Below are 18,127 nucleotides of genomic sequence, written 5' to 3'. Positions count from 1 at the left end.
TCTTCCTCTCAATCGGCGGCGCAGGCCGCCTCCTCTTCACCGGACAGCTCTTCGGCCGCCTGGTGCACGGGCATGCGGTCCATGCGGTCCGCCAACCCGTCGAAATAATCGCCGACCGCGCGCAGCTGCGCAGCGGAGTCTTCGATGGTGTTCATCCGCGCGCGGAAGGCTTCGCCGTCCGGCAGCGTGCGCACATACCAGCCGATGTGCTTGCGCGCGGTGCGCACGCCGCTGAATTCGCCGTAGAGCGCGTAGTGCTCCACCAGGTGGTCGAGCAGCAGGCGGCGCACTTCGGCGACCAGCGGCGGTGCAAGGTGCGTGCCCGTGGCCAGGAAATGGGAGATCTCGCGGAAGATCCAGGGCCGCCCCTGCGCCGCGCGGCCGATCATCACCGCATCGGCGCCGGTGGCCGCGAGCACCTCGCGCGCCTTCTCGGGCGAGCGGATGTCGCCGTTGGCCACCACCGGCACGCGCACCGCGGCCTTCACGGCGGCAATGGTGTCGTACTCGGCGCTGCCCTTGTAGCCTTGCTCGCGGGTACGCCCGTGCACGGTGAGCATCTGCACGCCGGCCGATTCGAAATCGCGCGCGAGCTTCACCGCGTTGCGGTGCTCTTCGCTCCAGCCAGTGCGCATCTTGAGCGTGACCGGCACGTTGTGGGGCGCTGCCGCATCGACCACGGCCTGCACGATTTCGAGCGCCAGCGGCTCGTCGCGCATCAGCGCCGAACCGGCCCACTTGTTGCAGACCTTCTTGGCCGGGCAGCCCATGTTGATGTCGATGATCTGCGCGCCGCGCTCGATGTTGTAGACCGCAGCCTCGGCCATCATGGCCGCATCGGTGCCGGCAATCTGCACCGCGATGGGACCGGGTTCGCCGTCGTGGTTGGCGCGGCGCGAGGTCTTGAGCGTGTTCCAGAGTTCCTTGCGCGAGGTGACCATCTCGCTGACCGCGTAGCCCGCGCCGAGTTCGCGGCACAGCATGCGGAACGGCCGGTCCGTCACACCGGCCATGGGCGCAACGAACAGGCGGTTTTCCAGCGTGTGGGTGCCGATCTGCAAGGTCATGAAGTGGAAAGCGTCGCGAGAGCGGCTGCTGAAAAATGAGGCACGATTGTAGCCACGCGCGATTCCATGCGCTGAAACGATTTGCGCGCGCGGTACACCGCAAGCACCGGTTGCATCCGGCGTTTTCTCCGACCTGCCGCAGAAGGTTCGCTGCCTATACTGCGTCGACTCATTTCACCTTATGCAAGCCTGGCTCGACGCACTCCTGGCGCTCCTTGCGCTTCCGCAATACGGACTCTCCACGCTGTTCATCGCGGCCTTCGTCTCGGCCACGCTGCTGCCGGTGGGCTCGGAGCCCATTCTTTTCGGCTTGCTCAAGCTCAACCCCGACATGTTCTGGCCGGCGATCCTGGTCGCGACGGTGGGCAACACGCTGGGCGGCGCGGTCGACTGGTGGATGGGCTACGGCGCGCACAAGGTGGCCGACAAATATTCGCACTCGAAACACCATGTGCGGGTCTTGGGCTGGCTGGAGCGGCTCGGGCCCAAGGCCTGCCTGCTGAGCTGGCTGCCGCTGGTGGGCGATCCGCTGTGCGCGGTGGCGGGCTGGCTCAAGCTGCCGTTCTGGCCATGCCTGGGCTACATGGCCATCGGGAAGTTCCTGCGCTATGTCTGCATGACGGTCGCGCTGCTCTACGTGTTCCCGTCGTGAAGCAAACGCTTCAGCTCAGGAGGCCGTAGGGGCCGCCGCGTTCGAGCGCGCGCTGGTAGCCGGGCCGCGCATGGATGCGCTCCAGGTACGCCATCAGCCTGGGCCGCTTCGCATCGAGGCCGCCGCGCGCCTGCGCGGCTTCGACCGGGAAACTCATCTGGATGTCGGCACCCGTGAATTCGCTGCCGGCAAACCACTCGCTCTTGCCGAGCTCGGCTTCCATGAAATCCAGGTGGCTTTCAATATTGGGCGTGACGATGGCCGCCTTGGCCTTGCCGGAGATCATCTTCGCGATCGGCTTCGCGAAGAAGGGCATCCTGCCGTTCTCGACCCTGTCGAACACCAGCTTGAGCAGCAGCGGCGACATCGCCGAGCCTTCCGCGAAATGCAGCCAGTAGCGATAGCGCACCGCCTCCGGCGTGCCCGCCGCGGGCGCCAAGCGGCCGCTGCCATGGCGCTCGATCAGCGTTTCGATGACCGCACCCGACTCCGCCAGCACCAGCCCGTCGTCCGTGGTCACCACCGGCGACTTGCCCAGCGGATGCACGGCCCGCAGCGAAGCGGGCGCCAACATGGTCTGCGGGTCGCGCTGGTAGTGGACGATCTCGTAGGGCAGGCCAAGTTCTTCGAGCAGCCAAAGCACGCGCTGCGAGCGCGAATTGTTGAGGTGATGGACGGTGAGCATGACGCGGCTCTACGAACTGAACAGGAAGTTCATCACGTCGCCGTCCTTGACCACGTATTCCTTGCCTTCCGAGCGCATCTTGCCCGCGTCCTTCGCGCCCTGCTCGCCCTTGTAGGCGATGTAGTCCTCGAACGAAATGGTCTGGGCGCGGATGTAGCCCTTTTCGAAGTCGCCGTGGATCACGCCGGCGGCCTGGGGGCCGGTGTCGCCGATGTGGATGGTCCAGGCGCGCACTTCCTTCACGCCGGCGGTGAAGTAGGTCTGCAGGCCCAGCAGCTTGTAGGCCGCGCGGATCAGGCGATTGAGGCCCGGCTCCTCCTGGCCGATTTCGGCGAGGAACATCTTCTTGTCCTCATCGTCCATCTCGGCGAGTTCGGCTTCGATCTTGGCGCAGATGGCTACCACGGGCGCGCCCTGCTTCGCCGCATATTCGCGCAGGCGGTCGAGGTAGGGGTTGTTCTCGAAGCCGTCTTCCGCCACGTTGCCGACGAACATCGCGGGCTTGGCGGTGATCAGCGTGAACGACTTGACCAGCGGCTGCTCCTCCTTCGTGAACTCGAGCGCGCGCACCGGCGTGTTCTCGTTCAGCGCGGCCTGGCAGCGTTCGAGCAGGCCGACCAGCTTCTGCGCATCCTTGTCGCCGGAGCGCGCCACCTTGGTGTGGCGGTGCAGCGCCTTCTCGACGGTGGCGAGGTCGGCCAGGCAGAGTTCGGTCTGGATCACCTCGATGTCGGAGATCGGATCGACCTTGCCGGCCACGTGGATCACGTTCTCGTCGTCGAAGCAGCGCACCACGTTCACGGTGGCGTCGGTTTCGCGGATGTGCGCGAGGAACTTGTTGCCCAGGCCCTCGCCCGTGCTGGCGCCGGCCACCAGGCCGGCAATGTCGACGAACTCGACGATCGCGGGCACCACGCGCTCGGGCTTGACGATTTCGCTCAGTTGCGCGAGCCGCGGATCGGGCACTTCCACCACGCCCACGTTGGGCTCGATGGTGCAGAACGGATAGTTTTCCGCCGCGATGCCGGCCTTGGTCAACGCATTGAAAAGGGTGGATTTACCGACGTTGGGCAGGCCGACGATGCCGCATTGCAAACTCATGGGGGGTCCTCTTGGGTAACCGGGGATTTTAGGCTGTCCAGGTTTTCCCTCGGCCGTGCGTACTTCAGGCCGCTTCGCTCGCCCTGGAAGGTGCCCAGAAAAATCAGGGTTAAACCGGATTAGCAAACGTTTGCGCAAACGTTTTCGTTGGTTAACATCGGTGCCCCGGCCACAGACCGGCGAACCGCTCAACCACCTCAGGAGACATCACCCATGAAGTTCACCCGCCGCACGCTGCAAAGCGCAGCCGCCCTGGCGCTGCTGGGCGCCTTCGCCGCCTCGCCCGCCCTGGCCCAGGACAAGCCCAAGGTCGCGCTGGTCATGAAGTCGCTGGCCAATGAATTCTTCCGCACCATGGAAGACGGCGCCAAGGCGCACCAGAAGGCGCATGCCTCGGAGTACACGCTGGTGGCCAACGGCATCAAGGACGAGACCGACACGGCCGCCCAGATCAAGATGGTCGAGCAGATGATGGCGCAGAAGATCAATGCGCTGGTCATCGCGCCGGCCGATTCGAAGGCGCTGGTGCCGGTGGTCAAGGCGGCCATCGACCGCGGCATCCTGGTGGTCAACATCGACAACCAGTTCGACGCCGCCGCGCTGAAGGAAAAGGGCATCCAGGTGCCCTTCGTGGGCCCCGACAACCGCGCCGGCGCCAAGCTGGTGGGCGACGAGCTCGCCAAGAGCCTGAAGGCCGGCGACAAGGTCGGCATCATCGAAGGCGTGTCGACCACCTTCAATGCGCAGCAGCGCACCCTCGGCTACCAGGACGCCATGAAGGCCGCCGGCGCCACGGTGGTGGGCGTGCAGTCGGGCCAGTGGGAAATCGACAAGGGCAACACGGTGGCCGCCGGCATGATGCGCGAGCACCCCGACCTGAAGGCGCTGCTCGCGGGCAACGACAGCATGGCGCTGGGCGCGGTCGCTGCCGTCAAGGCCGCGGGCAAGACCGGCAAGGTGCTGGTGGTGGGCTACGACAACATCGGCGCCATCAAGCCAATGCTGAAGGACGGCCGCGTGCTTGCCACCGCCGACCAGTTCGCGGCCAAGCAGGCGGTGTTCGGCATCGAGACCGCGCTCAAGGCGCTGGCCGAGAAGAAGCCGCAGTCGGCCATGCCGGCCGAAGTGAAGACCGACGTGGTGCTGGTCACCAAGTCCTCCGCGAAGTAAGCCCAGAAGAAAAAGAGCCGACGTTGAACGCACCTGCCGCCGCCATGAATACCGGCCTTGCCGTGCCCGTGCTCTCGCTGAGCGCGCTCGGCAAGGACTATGCGGCGCCGGTGCTCGACGACGTCTCGCTGGTGCTGAACGCCGGCGAGGTGCTCGCGCTCACGGGCGAGAACGGCGCCGGCAAGAGCACGCTCTCGAAGATCGTCTGCGGCCTGGTGCAGCCCACGCGCGGGCAGATGCTGCTGGGCGGCGCGGCGTTCCAGCCTGCTTCCCGCCGCGACGCCGAGCGCCTGGGCGTGCGCATGGTCATGCAGGAGCTGGGGCTGGTCACCACGCTGTCGGTGGCCGAGAACCTGCTGCTCGACCGGCTGCCCAACCAGACCGGCTGGATCCGCCGCGGCAAGCTGCACGAACTGGCCGCGCGCCAGCTCGCGAAGATCGGCATGGAACATATCGACCCGGCCACGCCCGTGGCGCGGCTGGGCATCGGCCAGCAGCAGATGGTCGAGATTGCGCGCAACCTGCAGGACGACACGCGCGTGCTGGTGCTCGACGAGCCCACCGCCATGCTCACGCCGCGCGAGACCTCGCACCTGTTCGAGCAGATCGAACTGCTGAAGGCGCGCGGCGTGGCCATCGTCTACGTTTCGCACCGGCTCGAGGAGTTGCAGCGCATCGCCGATCGCGTGGCGGTGCTGCGCGACGGCCGGCTGGTGGACGTGCGCGCGATGGCCGGCGTGCGCGAAGCCGAGCTGGTGCAGCGCATGGTGGGCCGCGCGGTGCACGAGCACGAAGGCCGCGACCGCCGCGTGGCCGGGCCGGTGCTGCTGAGCGCGCGCGGCATCGGCCGGGCCGAGGCCGTGAAGGACGTCGACATCGACCTGCACGCGGGCGAAGTCATGGGCCTGGCGGGCCTGGTCGGCTCGGGCCGGACCGAACTCGTGCGCCTGCTGTTCGGCGCCGACCGCGCCGACCGCGGCGAAATTCTTCTCTACGACGGCATCGCCGCCACGCAGCCGGTGCTGCGCGTGCGCAAGGGCTGGCGCTCGCCGATGCAGGCCATCCGCGCCGGCATCGGCCTTGTGACCGAGGACCGCAAGTCGCAGGGGCTGCTGCTTGCGCAATCGATCCGCGTCAACGCCACGCTGAGCGACCTGGGCGCGATCTCGCACGCCGGCTGGCTGCAGCGCGCCAAGGAGCGCGGCATTGCCAGGAGGCTGGTGGAGCTGCTGCGCATCCGCTCGCGCAGCATCGAGCAGCCGGTGGCCACCCTGAGCGGCGGCAACCAGCAGAAGGTGGTGTTCGCGCGCTGGCTGCACCGCGAATGCAAGGTGCTGCTGCTAGACGAGCCCACGCGCGGCGTGGACGTCGGCGCGCGTGCCGACCTGTACGCCGAGCTCGACCGCATGACCGACGCCGGCAAGGCGCTCCTGATGGTGTCGAGCGACCTGCGCGAACTCATGGCCATGTGCGACCGCATCGGCGTGATGAGCGCCGGCCGGCTGGTCGCGGTGTTCGAGCGCGGCCAGTGGAGCGAGCAATCGCTGCTGGCCGCCGCCTTCAGCGATGCGGCAGGCCGCGCCGCCAATGCGGCAACCCCCGCCACGGCGGGCTCCGCCATTTCCGATTCGAATCCGGGCCAACCGGCCACCGCCGACACACCATGACCGCAGCCGCTGCTACCTCCGCCCCGCCCTCCGCCTTGAAGGGCCAGCTGGGCACCTACGTGGGCCTGACCGTCGTGCTCGTGGGCATGGTCGCGCTCTTCGGCACGCTGAGCGAATATTTCCTCACACGCGAAACCTTCATCTCCATTGCCAACGAGATTCCCGCGCTCGCGGTGATGGCGGTCGGCATGACCTTCGTGCTGATCATCGCGGGCATCGACCTGTCGGTGGGCTCGGTGCTTGCACTCAGCGCGGCGGTCACAGCCGCCGCCATCCTCCAGTGGAAGCTCTCGGTGCCGGTGGCCGCGGCGCTGGGCCTGGCCACCGGGCTGGTGTGCGGCAGCGTGACGGGCGCGGTGTCGGTCGCATGGCGGCTGCCGAGCTTCATCGTCTCGCTCGGCATGCTGGAGGCGGTGCGCGGCGGCGCCTACCTGGTGACCGATTCGCGCACCCAGTACGTGGGCGATGCCATCTCGGGCCTGGCCGCGCCGTGGCTCGGCGGCATCTCCGCGGCCTTCGTGCTGGCGGTGGTGCTGGTGGCCGCCGGCCAGCTGGTGCTCACGCGCACGGTGTTCGGCCGGCACGTGGTGGGCATCGGCACCAACGAAGAAGCGATGCGGCTCGCGGGCATCGATCCGCGGCCGATCCGCATCATCGTGTTCGCGGCCACCGGCCTGCTGGCCGGGCTCGCGGGACTGATGCAGTCGGCGCGGCTCGAAGCGGCCGACCCCAATGCCGGCGTCGGCATCGAGCTGCAGGTGATCGCGGCCGTGGTGATCGGCGGCACCAGCCTCATGGGCGGACGCGGCTCGGTGGTCAACACCTTCTTCGGCGTGCTGATCATCGCGGTGCTCGAGGCCGGGCTCGCGCAGGTGGGCGCCAGCGAGCCGAGCAAACGCATCATCACCGGCGCGGTCATCGTGGTTGCGGTGATCATCGACACCCTGCGCCAGCGCCGGGCCGATCGCCGCCTGGCCTGACGCCGCAACAAAAGGGGGAAGCCACCATGGCCACCATCAAGGACGTCGCGCTGCGCGCGGGAGTTTCGGTCACCACCGTCTCGCACGTGGTCAACGACACGCGCCACGTGAGCGCCAAGGGCCGCGAGCGCGTGGAACAGGCCATCCGCGAGCTGGGCTACGTGCCCAATGCGATGGCGCGCAGCCTCAAGAGTAACACCACCTCGACGCTCGGCATGCTGATTCCGAACAGCTCGAACCCCTACTTTGCCGAGATCGTGCGCATCGTCGAAGACCGCTGCTTCGGCGCCGGCTACACGCTGGTGCTGTGCAACACCGACGACGAGCCGCGCCGCCAGAGCGTCTACCTGCAGGTGCTGGCCGAGCGCCGCATCGACGGGCTGATCGTGGTGTCGACCGGCGCCGGCGACGACGACTCGCTCGTCACGCAGCTGCACGGCCTGCGCATTCCCACGGTGCTGGTCGACCGCGAGATTGCCGATCCGGCCTGCGACCTGGTGGAAACCGCCCACATGCAGGGCGGCCTGCTCGCGGTGCGGCACCTGCTGTCGCTCGGCCACAAGCGCATTGCCTGCATCGGCGGGCCGGTGGGCGTGATGCCGAGCGAGCAGCGCATCGAGGGCTGGCGCATGGCGCTGGCCGAGAACGGCACCGCGCCGAATGCCGACGCCCTGCTGTGGCGCGGCGGCTTCACGAGCCAGGGCGGCTACGAGGCGATGCACGCCATCTTGCGCACCGAAGAGGCGCCCTCGGCCGTCTTCGTCTGCAACGACCTGATGGCCATCGGCGCCCTGCGCGCCGCGCATGAAAGCGGCGTGCGCGTGCCTGACGAGCTCTCGATCGTGGGCTTCGACGACATCGAACTCTCGGCCTACACCAGCCCGCCGCTCACCACCGTGGCGCAGCCCAAGGAGCGCATCGGCGCGCTGGCTGTCGACATGCTGCTGGAGCGCGTGGGCGGCAAACGGCGCGATGCGCGCAAGGTGGTGCTGCAGCCCGAGCTGCGCGTGCGCGCCTCGACCGCGCGGCACGCGAGCTTCCGCGAGGCCGCCGCACCGTCTTCTTCTTCCTCGTCCTCTTCCGCCCCCGCGTCCGAAGCGGCAGCCGCGCCAAGCCGAAAGTCCCGCACCCCGTGAGTTCGAAGCCTTCTCCCTCTTCCAGCGCCGCCCAGCCGCCACGCATCGTGGTGCTCGGCAGCCTGAACATGGACATCGTGCTGCGCGTGCCGCATGCACCGGCCGCGGGCGAAACCCTGCTGGGCCATTCGATCGCCCATATCCCGGGCGGCAAGGGCGCCAACCAGGCCGTGAGCTGCGCGCGCGAAGGCGCCCGGGTGGCCATGATCGGCTGCGTGGGCGCCGACGCGCACGGCCAGGCGCTGCGCGGCGCGCTCATGTGCGACGGCATCGACACCGCCGCGCTGCGCACGAGCCGCAGCGAGCCCACGGGCACCGCGCTGATCCTGGTGGAAGACAGCGGCCAGAACCGCATCGTGATGATTCCGGGCGCCAACGCGCAGGCCGAGATCGACGCGGCGGCGCTGCGGCAGCAGCTGCAGGGCGCGGCCTTCCTGGTGACGCAGTTCGAGATACCGATGGACCAGGTCGCGCGCGCCATTTCGGTGGCGCACGAGGCCGGCTGCAGGGTGCTGCTCAACCCGTCGCCGGTGCAGCCGATCGCCGAGCCGCTGTGGCCGCGCATCGACACGCTGGTCGTCAACGAGATCGAGGCCGAGGCGCTGTGCGGCCAGGCCGCCGACAGCCCGCAGGAAGCCGCATTGGCCGGCCAGGCCTTGCGTGCCAAGGGCGTCGCGCGCGTGGTCGTCACGCTGGGCGCGCGCGGCGCCGTGGCCATCGATGCCGACGGCGCGCGCCACCATCCCGCGCCCAGGGTGCAGGCGGTCGACACCACGGCCGCAGGCGACACCTTCCTGGGCGCATTGGCCGTGGCACTGGGCGAGGGCCAGTCCTTCGACGAAGCCGTGCGCCTGGGCATCCGCGCCGCCGCGCTGTGCATCCAGCGGCCCGGCGCCCAGCCTTCCATTCCGCAGCGCGACGCCGTGCTGCAAAGCCCCATGCCTCCCGACTGGACCGCGCTGTGAAACGTACCGCCCTGCTGCATGCCGAACTCTCGCAAGTGATTGCCGCGCTCGGCCATGGCGACATGCTGGTGATCGGCGATGCCGGCCTGCCGATTCCCGACGGCCCCCGGCGCATCGACCTGGCGCTCACGCCGGGGATTCCGCGGGTCGCGGACGTGCTCAAGGTCGTGCTTTCGGAGATGCAGGTGGAGCGCGCGCTGATCGCGCGCGAAGCCATCGGGCAGCTGCCGGCGGGACAGCTGCCGGCATGGTGCGAAGGCCAGCTGGCCGCCCTGCCGGAGACGGTGTCGCACGAGGAACTCAAGCGCCTGAGCGCACGCGCCAGGGCGGTGATCCGCACGGGCGAATGCACGCCCTACGCCAACATCGTCCTGTACGCCGGCGTGACCTTCTAGAGCCGGCCAGGGCCTAGTCGAAGCGGTAGTTCGCGCCTACCGGCTGCCCCACCTTGAGCATGTGCTCCACGCCCTGCAGCACGATGCAGTTCATGCCGAAGGTGATGCGCCCGTCGACGCGCGGATCGGCGCGGTAGGTGCGCAGCATGTCGCCGACCTCGGGGCTGCTCGAGGCCGTGGCTGGGTCGATGTCGGGAATCGGGCAGCGGGTGCAGGGCTTGACGGGCTTGAGCTCGGCCTCGCCTTCGCCGGTGGCGACGTGCAGTGCATCGACCCGGTCCTCGTCGTGCGATTCGATGCCGGCCAGCACGATGTTCGGCCGGAAGCGCTCGATGCCGACCGCATCGTGGCCCGCGGCGGCCAGCCGTTCGTTGAGCTCGCCCAGCGAACCCTCGCTGGCCACCAGCAGCGGAAAGCCGTCGGTGAACTGATTGGTCGCCTCGATGCCATCGGTCCACTGCAGGCTCGACAGGCGCTTGTGCTCGGGGTCGAAGCGCACCAGCCGCAGCGCCTGCGGCTTGCCCGGCTCGGAGAGAAAGTCGCTGAACCACTGGGCGGCGATGTCGCCCATGTCGTAGGCCGCCACCTCGTCCTTCCAGACCCGCACGCGCACCGGCTTTTCGACCCGGTCGAACGCCAGGTGCAGGGCCAGCATGCCCGGCGCGCGCAGCACCACTTCCATGTGCTTCATCTGCGGACGGATCAGCGCCATGCGCGGCAATTGCCGCTGGGTCACGAATTCGCCCTGGGCGTCGACCACCATCCAGGCGCGGTCGAATTCCAGGCCGGTTTCGGTCAGCAACGCCTCGGGAAGCTCGACCCCCGCGCACGATTTCACGGGGTAGACGAACAGGCGCGCAATGGTGGCTTCAATGTCGAAGGCGGACTGTGGCACGTGGGGTTCCTTGGATTCCTTGGAATTGGGCCGCGATTGTCCCGCATCGGCCCGCCAGGGCGCAGCCCGGGATTGGGCTTGTTCTTACAATGGCCGGATGGCCCTCCCTCCTGAAGTTTGCATTCGTGGCGCCGGCATCGTGGGCCGCACGCTGGCCCTGCTGCTCGCACGCGAGCGCGTGCGCGTCGCGCTGGTGGTTCCGCCCGCCGCGGCCGGCAAGCAGGACATCCGGGCCTATGCGCTGAACACCGCCTCCCGCACCCTGCTCGAATCGCTGCGCGCCTGGCCGGACGCCGCGCATGCCACGCCGGTGCGCGAAATGCTCGTGCACGGCGACGAGGGCGGGCGCGTGCAGTTCAGCGCCGTGCGGCAGAAGGTCGATGCGCTGGCCTGGATCGTCGACGTGCCGGCGCTCGAACAGCAGCTGGCCGATGCGGTGCGCTTCCAGCCCCAGGTGGAGGTCGTGGCTGCACCCGTGCCCGCGCCGCTTACCGTGGTGTGCGAAGGCAAGGCCAGCGCCACGCGCGACGCGCTTGGCGTGAGCTATGCCGTCACGCGCTATCCGCAGCATGCGATTGCGGCGCGGCTCGAAGCGGCGCAGCCACACGACGGCGTGGCGCGCCAGTGGTTCAACGACACGGGCGAGGTGCTGGCGCTGCTGCCGATGGGCGGCGTGCAGGGCCGTTCGCTGGCGCTGGTGTGGTCGGTCGACCAGCTCCGCGCGCCCGCGCTGCTGGCGCAAGGCGACGAGGAATTCAACGCCGCGGTGAGCGAAGCCAGCCATGGCGCGCTCGGCCCGCTTCGGCTTACAAGCGAGCGCGCCGCCTGGCCGCTCGCGCGCGCCATTGCCGACCGCTGGACCGGCACCATGCCGCAGGCGCAGGGTACGGCTGCGCAGTCGTGGGCATTGGCCGGCGATGCGGCCCACACGGTGCATCCGCTCGCAGGCCAGGGCCTCAACCTGGGCCTGGCCGATGCGGCCATGCTGGCCGACGTGATCCGCCAGCGCGAATACTGGCGCAGCGTGGGCGATCCGCGCCTGCTGCGCCGCTACGAACGCGCGCGCCGCGCCGACGTGCTGCAGATGAGCCTGGCCACCGACGGCCTGCAGCAGCTGTTCTCGCACAGCGTGGGGCCCCTGCCCGCGCTGCGCAACTGGGGCATGCGCGGCTTCGACCGCACGCGCCTCCTCAAGCACTGGATCGCCAACCAGGCGATGGGCTTGAAGGCATGAATCCATCGACCGGACTTCCAATGAAACTCGCACGCAACCTTCTTCTCGCCGCCTGCACGCTGGCTGCGGCCGCTACGGCCCTGGCCGGTGAGGCCGAGATCCGCAAGAACCTTCCGGCACGCATTCCGCAGTTCCCCGCCATCGACGAAGTCACCAAGTCGCCGCTGCCGGGCCTCTACGAAGTGCGCGTGAACGGCTTCCAGATCTACTACACCGACGAGCAGGGCAACTACCTGCTGCAGGGCAACCTGATCGACGTGAATGCGCGCAAGAACCTGACCGAGGAGCGCATCGAGAAGCTCAGCCAGGTCTCGTTCGACAAGCTGCCCGTGAAAGACGCCATCAAGATCGTGCGCGGCAGCGGCAAGCGCAAGCTCGCGGTGTTCGAAGACCCGAACTGCGGCTACTGCAAGCGCTTCGAGAAAGACATGAAGACCGTCGACAACGTCACCGTCTACCTGTTCCTTTACCCGGTGCTCGGCCCCGATTCGGCCGTCAAGTCGCGCGACATCTGGTGCAGCAAGGACAAGGGCAAGGCCTGGGGCGACTGGATGGAAACCAGCGTCAAGCCCGCCACCGCGGCAACCAGCTGCGACGTCACGGCGCTGCAGCGCAACGTCGAGTTCGGCCGCAAGTACAACATCACCGGCACGCCCACGCTGATCTTCAGCGACGGCACCCGCGCGCCGGGCGCCATTCCCGCGGACCAGGTCGAGAAGCAACTCGCTGCCTCCATCAACTGATGGCCGCGCCGACCGTTTCCCGGCGCGCGCGAGCGGCTGCGCCGGCCGCCGCAGTGCACTACCGCATCGAGTGCGCCGACCTGCATGCACACCTGTTCGCCGTCACCCTGACCATCGAGGCCCCCGCCGCGCAGCAGCGCGTGGCGCTGCCGGTGTGGATTCCAGGCAGCTACCTGGTGCGTGAGTTCGCCAAGAACCTGCAGGGCCTGCGCGCCACGCAAGGACGCCGCAAACCCGCGCTGACGCAGCTCGACAAGTGCAGCTGGCAGGTCGACTGCGTGCCGGGCCAGCCGCTGGTGCTGCACTACCAGGTCTGCGCCTACGACAACTCGGTGCGCACCGCCTGGCTCGATGCCGGCCGCGGCTTCTTCAACGGCACCAGCCTGTGCCTGCGCGTCGAGGGCCAGGCCGATGCGCCGCATGTGCTGGAAATCAGCGCGCCCGCTTTGCCGCCCGGCGACGATGCGCGCTGGTCGTGCGCCACCGCGCTCGTGCCCGCGAAGATCGACAAGCACGGCTTCGGCCGCTACCTGGCCGCCGGCTACGACGAGCTGGCCGACAGCCCGGTCGAGATGGGCCCCTTCTGGAGCGCCGAGTTCGAAGCCTGCGGCGTGCCGCACCGCTTCGTCATCGCGGGTGCCGCCGCCTCGTTCGACGGCGAACGCCTGATTGCCGACACGCAGGCCATCTGCGAAGCCGAGATCCGCTTCTGGCACGGCGACAAGGCCGGCAAACGGGGCGGCCCCAAGCCGCCGATCGACCGCTACGTGTTCATGCTCAATGCCGTGGACGACGGCTACGGCGGGCTCGAGCACCGGCACTCCACCGCGCTGATCTGCAACCGGCGCGACCTGCCGCAGCGCGGCGCGAAGAAACAGCCCGAGGGCTACACCACGCTGATGGGCCTGATCAGCCACGAGTACTTCCACACCTGGAACGTCAAGCGCATGCGCCCGGCGGAATTCGCGCACTACGACTACGGCCGCGAGAACTACACGCACATGCTGTGGTTCTTCGAGGGCTTCACCAGCTACTTCGACGACCTGCTGCTGCGCCGCGCCGGCCGCATCGACGATGCGGGCTACCTGCGTCTGCTCAACAAGACCATCAACCAGGTGCTGCAGACGCCGGGCCGGCTCGTCCAGTCGGTGGCCGACGCGAGCTTCGACGCCTGGGTCAAGTACTACCGACAGGACGAGCAGACGCCCAACGGCACCGTCAGCTACTACACCAAGGGCGCGCTGGTGGCGCTGTGCTTCGACCTCACCCTGCGCCGCGAAGGCAAGGGCACGCTCGACGACGTGATGCGCCACCTGTGGGCGCAAAGCGATGGCGGCCCGATCAGCGAAGCCGACGTGGCCGCGGCGCTCGAGGCCGTGGGCGGCCGCTCCTATGCGGCAGAAATCGCGCAGTGGATCCACTCGACCGACGAACTGCCGCTGGCCGAACTGCTGCGCGCGCACGGCGTGGCCGCGCTCGAAGACCCCTCGCAGCAGGCGCAGGCGCTGGGCCTGCGCGTGGCCGAGGCCAACGGCAGCGTCCAGGTCAAGGTGGTGCTGCGCGGCGGCGCCGCCGAAAAGGCCGGCTTCTCGGCCAACGACGAGTGGATCGGCATCGAACTGCCCGCCATCGGCCGCAAGGGCCAGCAGCGCCCCGCGCAGGCCTGGCGCATCGCCAAGCTCGACGACCTGGCGCTGTACCTCGGCGACGCCACGCGCTGCACCGCACTGGTGGCGCGCGACCGCAAGCTGCTGAGGCTGCCGCTGGTGCTGCCGGAAGGCGCAACCACCTGGCGGCTGTTCTCGCACGACGCGGCAAAGATCGCGGCCTGGCTCGCGCCGGGCGCGCGGCGCTGAGAACCCGCTAGCGTTCGCTTTCCGTGGCAGCGGCGGCCGGCGGCTGCCGCACGAACTGGATCGGCTGCGGCTCGCCCACCAGCACGCAGGGCTTGCCGGTTCGCCGGCAATGGTCCTGCACGCGCCAGTAGGCGCCGTGGCTCACACAGCCGGTCTGGCAGATGACAAGGTCGGCGGCGCGCAGCCCAGCTTCGAGTGCCAGCTCGTCGGCATCGTCGCCGCCGTCGTGGTGCAGGTAGCGGCCGCCGGCAATCTCCACCAGCTGCCGCGCGAGCGATGGCGCATCTTCCTCGCGGCCGACGCACAGCACCGCCTTTTCGCGCAGGTCGGCCGGGGCCGCGTCATGGGGCCGCGGCATGGCGCGGCGCCGGCTTGCCGCCGGTGCCAGCAGCGCATCGAGGCGCTTCGGCAGCGCACGGCCCGCGGCGGCGCGCGCCGCGAGTTCTTCGCGCACGATCGCAACGGCGGAATCGCGCGCCACCAGCGCGCCGCGCAGCCGCACAACCTGCGCCTCGAGTTGCGCGATGCGCGCGGCCTGCTCGGCCATCACTTGCGAGCAGCGTTCCTGGACCCGGGCATAGGCCCGCAGCAGCACGGCATGTTCTTGCATCGGGAACTCCATGGCGGGCATTCTAGATGAGATCAATTCTCAACTAGGCCCCGAAGACGAAGTGGACTCGGCGGTGGCAAGCGGCTGTGCGCACCAACCGCCGCCAGCGCGCCTGCGCCGGATGCTGGGTATAGTGAAGCGCGTTTTTTCCTTCTCCCGGAGACACCATGAGCTACGAAAACATCGAAGTGCGGACCGAAGCAGGCAAGGTCGGCATCATCACCCTCAACCGGCCCAAGGCGCTCAACGCGCTCAACGACGCGCTCATGACCGAGCTGGGCACCGCGCTCAAGGCCTTCGACGCCGACGACGCCATCGGCTGCATCATCCTGACGGGCAGCGAACGCGCCTTTGCGGCCGGCGCCGACATCGCCGCCATGGCCAAGTACAGCTTCATCGACACCTACAAGGGCGACTACATCACGCGCAACTGGGAAACCATCCGCTCGATCCGCAAGCCCGTGATCGCGGCCGTGAGTGGCTTCGCGCTGGGCGGCGGCTGCGAGCTTGCGATGATGTGCGACTTCATCATTGCGGCCGACAACGCCAAGTTCGGCCAGCCCGAAATCAAGATCGGCGTGATCCCCGGCGCCGGCGGCACGCAGCGCCTGCCGCGCGCGGTGGGCAAGAGCAAGGCCATGGACATGGCGCTCACCGCCCGCATGATGGACGCCGCCGAAGCCGAACGCGCGGGCCTCGTGAGCCGCGTGGTGCCTTATGAAAAGCTGGCCGACGAGGCGCTCGGTGCCGCGCTGGTCATCGCGGGCTATTCGCAGATCGCGGTGATGGCGGCCAAGGAGTCGGTCAACCGCGCCTTCGAGAGCGGCCTCTCCGACGGCGTGATGTTCGAGCGCCGGCTGTTCCATGCGCTGTTTGCCACGGCCGACCAGAAGGAAGGCATGGACGCCTTCCTCGCCAAGCGCCAGCCGGACTTCAAGAACGCCTGAGCGACAGCGCGCGGGGCCGCGCCCCTCGCCGCCCCCCGCACTACTGGCGCGCGAGCAGCGCCCTCAATTCGGCCAGCGCCGGCGCCGGCGGCGTGCCGACCGAGGCGCCAGCTCCCGCCCCCTGCGGCGTCCAGCGCACCTGGTCGCCCGCGATCTCGAGTACCGCGAGCAAGGTGCCGCCGCGGTAGAGCTCCAGCCGCGCCTCGACCGGCGCGGCCAGCTCGGCGCCCGGCGCGGTGGTGGCCGAACGGGCCAGCGTGTTGACCAGCGCGGCCAGCCCCTCGGTGTCGCCGCGCGCATGGCGCGCGCCCTGCCCGGCGCGTGTCGCGTTCAGCGAGGTCCATTGGTCGAGCGCCGAGAACGCAGCGGCGCCCTCCGCCGGGCTCGCCGCGGCCTTGCCAGCCACCACAGCCGCGCGCGGCGCGGGGGCCGAACGCAACATGCTGGAGGCCTCGGCACTGGGGCTGCGCTGCGGCGCCGACAGGGCTGGAGAGGAAGCAGAAACGTCGCCGCTGACCGCCTCGCGGGTGACGGGCGGCGCTGCGGGAGCCATGGCGGCAGGAGGCGGCGCCGGTGCGATCGCTGCTGCTGGTGATGCTGGTGCGGGAAGTGGCAAGGACTCTGGCGCTGCCTGGCTGATCTGGGGCTCTGGCGCCGGTACAGCAGCCTCCTTCTCGCCGGAGGGCGGCGGCGCCGATCGGCGCACTGCGATATCCCTGCTTCGCATTGACTCTTCGCCCACCGCGTCTCGCGCCGCTTCGGGCTGCGCCGGAGCCGGCGCTGGTACCGCAGCTGGTGCCGGTGCTTGAGCTGGCGCTGGCGCCTGAGCCGCGGTTGGGCCCGGAACTGCAGCCGCAGACGGCGCCGCCTCCGGAGCGGTCGCAGGCGCCGAGGCAACGCCCGCCTCTCCATCCAGCCGCGCATCGGGCACCGGTTCGCGGTGCCAGAGCACGGTCACGAAGGTGGCCAGCAGCACGGTCGCAAAGGCCGCGTTCCACGGCATGCGGGCATGCGACCCTCCGCCACCACCGAACAGCCGGCGCCACCAAGGCGCGGCACCCTTGTCTTCGGCCGCCGGCGCCGCCGCGGGAATGGGCGCGAGGTTGTGCGCCATCTTCCGGATCGCGTCGCGGGTGCGCGGATCAGGCAATGCATCGCTGTCGGGCGCGTGGTCGAGCGCCCGGCGCAGTGCGGGATCGCGCAGCGCCGCGTCCTCGGCGCCATCTTCAAAGCCGGGGGTGCCGTTGCCGCCGCCGGTGTTCATGCGCGCTGCTCCAGCACCGACAGGTAGCGTTCCATGCAGGCGCGCAGTTTCTGTAGCCCATAGCGCAGGCGGCTTCGCACGGTTTCGAAGCCGATCTGCAGGCTGGCCGCGAGCGCTTCGACGGTCAGCCCGTCTTCATGGTGCAGCAGGAACGCGGCGCGCTGCTCGGGCGGCAATTCGTCCAGACAGGCCAGCAGGCGCCGGCCGGCGGCGCGCCAGAACGCGAGTTCTTCGGCAGACGGATGCGCCGCGGCATCCATCGCGCCGCGCACGCCGCGGTCGAGCGTGGGAAAGGCAGCGTCGTCGCCATCGCCCGGATGCGCATCGAGCGCCACCTCGCGCCCGCTCACGCGCAGCCGGTCCATCGCCAGGTTGTGCGCGATCGTGAAGGCCCAGGTGCGCCAGGCGGCGCCCTGCGGCGAGAAGCTGTCGCGCGCCGAAATGATGCGCACCCAGGTGTCCTGGAACACCTCGTCTGCCTGCGCGGCCAGCCGGGTGCCCAGCAGCCGCTTGACGAAGCGGAACAGCCCGCCCTCGTGGCGCGCATAGAGCACGTCGAACGCCGCGCCATCGCCGCGCGCGTAGGCCAGCATCAACTGGTCGTCGGGCATGGCGTCGCGCTCGGTGGCGGCTTTGGCGGAAGGGGCGCGGGGCAGCGCAGACATCGGCGGATTTTCACCCGGGGTTGTACGGGCGGCGGCCGGCTTCGGGGTCGGCCATCGCAAAAAAGACACCGAGTGCTTCGCGCCGGGCTTGATTC

The 18,127-nt window shown here is 69.3% G+C and carries 18 protein-coding genes; 11 read left to right on the top strand and 7 right to left on the bottom strand.

Translation table 11 applies throughout. The annotated features are described in order from the left end of the window. Nucleotides 1–8: 8 nt before the first annotated feature. Nucleotides 9–1,067, bottom strand: coding sequence for a tRNA dihydrouridine synthase DusB (gene dusB, locus FB547_RS04855; RefSeq protein WP_025569407.1), 1,059 nt, complete (start codon nt 1,065–1,067; stop codon nt 9–11). A 181-nt stretch (nt 1,068–1,248) separates the two neighbouring features. Here dusB and FB547_RS04850 point away from each other — a divergent pair, with 181 nt between their 5' ends. Beyond that, complete coding sequence (locus FB547_RS04850; protein ID WP_015867395.1) at nt 1,249–1,719, top strand: YqaA family protein; 471 nt, start codon at nt 1,249–1,251, stop codon at nt 1,717–1,719. A 10-nt stretch (nt 1,720–1,729) separates the two neighbouring features. Here the strand turns inward: FB547_RS04850 and FB547_RS04845 are convergent, their stop codons facing one another. After that, nucleotides 1,730–2,404 carry a glutathione S-transferase gene (locus tag FB547_RS04845; protein WP_145740079.1) on the bottom strand — a complete coding sequence of 225 codons (675 nt, stop codon included), beginning with the start codon at nt 2,402–2,404 and terminating at the stop codon, nt 1,730–1,732. Nucleotides 2,405–2,413: 9 nt separating this feature from the next. Then, entirely contained in the window at nt 2,414–3,505 is a 1,092-nt protein-coding gene (ychF, locus tag FB547_RS04840; protein ID WP_145740077.1) for a redox-regulated ATPase YchF, read from the bottom strand. A gap of 213 nt (nt 3,506–3,718) precedes the next feature. Here ychF and FB547_RS04835 point away from each other — a divergent pair, with 213 nt between their 5' ends. The 6 genes from FB547_RS04835 to rbsD are packed head-to-tail and all read left to right on the top strand — an operon-like array spanning nt 3,719 to nt 9,818. Continuing rightward, a complete protein-coding gene (locus tag FB547_RS04835) occupies nt 3,719–4,675 on the top strand; it encodes a sugar ABC transporter substrate-binding protein (protein ID WP_145740075.1) in 957 nt (318 codons plus the stop codon). Nucleotides 4,676–4,719: 44 nt separating this feature from the next. Further along, complete coding sequence (locus FB547_RS04830; RefSeq protein ID WP_145740569.1) at nt 4,720–6,342, top strand: sugar ABC transporter ATP-binding protein; 1,623 nt, start codon at nt 4,720–4,722, stop codon at nt 6,340–6,342. Next, nucleotides 6,339–7,322, top strand: a complete 984-nt coding sequence (locus FB547_RS04825; RefSeq protein WP_145740073.1) for an ABC transporter permease — start codon at nt 6,339–6,341, stop codon at nt 7,320–7,322. Before FB547_RS04830 ends, FB547_RS04825 begins: the two co-directional genes overlap by 4 nt. A 26-nt stretch (nt 7,323–7,348) precedes the next feature. Then, nucleotides 7,349–8,458 (top strand): LacI family DNA-binding transcriptional regulator, encoded by a 1,110-nt coding sequence (locus tag FB547_RS04820; protein ID WP_145740071.1) that lies wholly within the window; start codon nt 7,349–7,351, stop codon nt 8,456–8,458. Next, the gene (rbsK, locus tag FB547_RS04815) at nt 8,455–9,423 is read left to right on the top strand and encodes a ribokinase (RefSeq protein ID WP_145740069.1); all 969 of its coding nucleotides are present in this window, start codon (nt 8,455–8,457) and stop codon (nt 9,421–9,423) included. The genes FB547_RS04820 and rbsK overlap by 4 nt, the downstream gene beginning before the upstream one ends. Continuing rightward, a complete protein-coding gene (rbsD, locus tag FB547_RS04810; RefSeq protein ID WP_145740067.1) occupies nt 9,420–9,818 on the top strand; it encodes a D-ribose pyranase in 399 nt (132 codons plus the stop codon). Before rbsK ends, rbsD begins: the two co-directional genes overlap by 4 nt. A 13-nt stretch (nt 9,819–9,831) precedes the next feature. Here rbsD and FB547_RS04805 read toward each other — a convergent pair whose 3' ends face one another. Continuing rightward, nucleotides 9,832–10,713 carry an MOSC domain-containing protein gene (locus FB547_RS04805; protein WP_145740065.1) on the bottom strand — a complete coding sequence of 294 codons (882 nt, stop codon included), beginning with the start codon at nt 10,711–10,713 and terminating at the stop codon, nt 9,832–9,834. A gap of 97 nt (nt 10,714–10,810) precedes the next feature. On the opposite strand from FB547_RS04805, the gene FB547_RS04800 reads away from it, so the two are divergent. The 3 genes from FB547_RS04800 to FB547_RS04790 are packed head-to-tail and all read left to right on the top strand — an operon-like array spanning nt 10,811 to nt 14,546. Then, nucleotides 10,811–11,947, top strand: a complete 1,137-nt coding sequence (locus FB547_RS04800; protein ID WP_145740063.1) for an FAD-dependent monooxygenase — start codon at nt 10,811–10,813, stop codon at nt 11,945–11,947. Between the two features lie 20 nt (nt 11,948–11,967). After that, nucleotides 11,968–12,690, top strand: coding sequence for a DsbC family protein (locus tag FB547_RS04795; protein ID WP_145740061.1), 723 nt, complete (start codon nt 11,968–11,970; stop codon nt 12,688–12,690). Continuing rightward, nucleotides 12,690–14,546 (top strand): M61 family metallopeptidase, encoded by a 1,857-nt coding sequence (locus FB547_RS04790; protein WP_145740059.1) that lies wholly within the window; start codon nt 12,690–12,692, stop codon nt 14,544–14,546. The genes FB547_RS04795 and FB547_RS04790 overlap by 1 nt, the downstream gene beginning before the upstream one ends. Nucleotides 14,547–14,553: 7 nt before the next feature. On the opposite strand, the gene FB547_RS04785 is transcribed toward FB547_RS04790, so the two are convergent. Then, entirely contained in the window at nt 14,554–15,156 is a 603-nt protein-coding gene (locus FB547_RS04785; RefSeq protein ID WP_145740057.1) for a DUF2325 domain-containing protein, read from the bottom strand. A 167-nt stretch (nt 15,157–15,323) separates the two neighbouring features. Here FB547_RS04785 and FB547_RS04780 point away from each other — a divergent pair, with 167 nt between their 5' ends. Continuing rightward, nucleotides 15,324–16,103 (top strand): enoyl-CoA hydratase, encoded by a 780-nt coding sequence (locus FB547_RS04780; RefSeq protein ID WP_145740055.1) that lies wholly within the window; start codon nt 15,324–15,326, stop codon nt 16,101–16,103. 40 nt (nt 16,104–16,143) lie between these two features. On the opposite strand, the gene FB547_RS33550 is transcribed toward FB547_RS04780, so the two are convergent. Further along, on the bottom strand, nt 16,144–17,367 hold the full coding sequence (locus FB547_RS33550; RefSeq protein WP_261380211.1) for a hypothetical protein: 1,224 nt from the start codon (nt 17,365–17,367) through the stop codon (nt 16,144–16,146). Continuing rightward, the gene (locus FB547_RS04770) at nt 17,364–18,032 is read right to left on the bottom strand and encodes a sigma-70 family RNA polymerase sigma factor (protein WP_145740053.1); all 669 of its coding nucleotides are present in this window, start codon (nt 18,030–18,032) and stop codon (nt 17,364–17,366) included. Before FB547_RS04770 ends, FB547_RS33550 begins: the two co-directional genes overlap by 4 nt. Nucleotides 18,033–18,127: the final 95 nt, after the last annotated feature.

This window comes from Variovorax beijingensis (genome assembly GCF_007828835.1).
GTDB lineage: Bacteria > Pseudomonadota > Gammaproteobacteria > Burkholderiales > Burkholderiaceae_C > Variovorax > Variovorax beijingensis_A.
The sequence above is the reverse complement of the archived record's forward strand: the minus strand, read 5'-3'. Positions and strand labels throughout refer to the sequence as shown.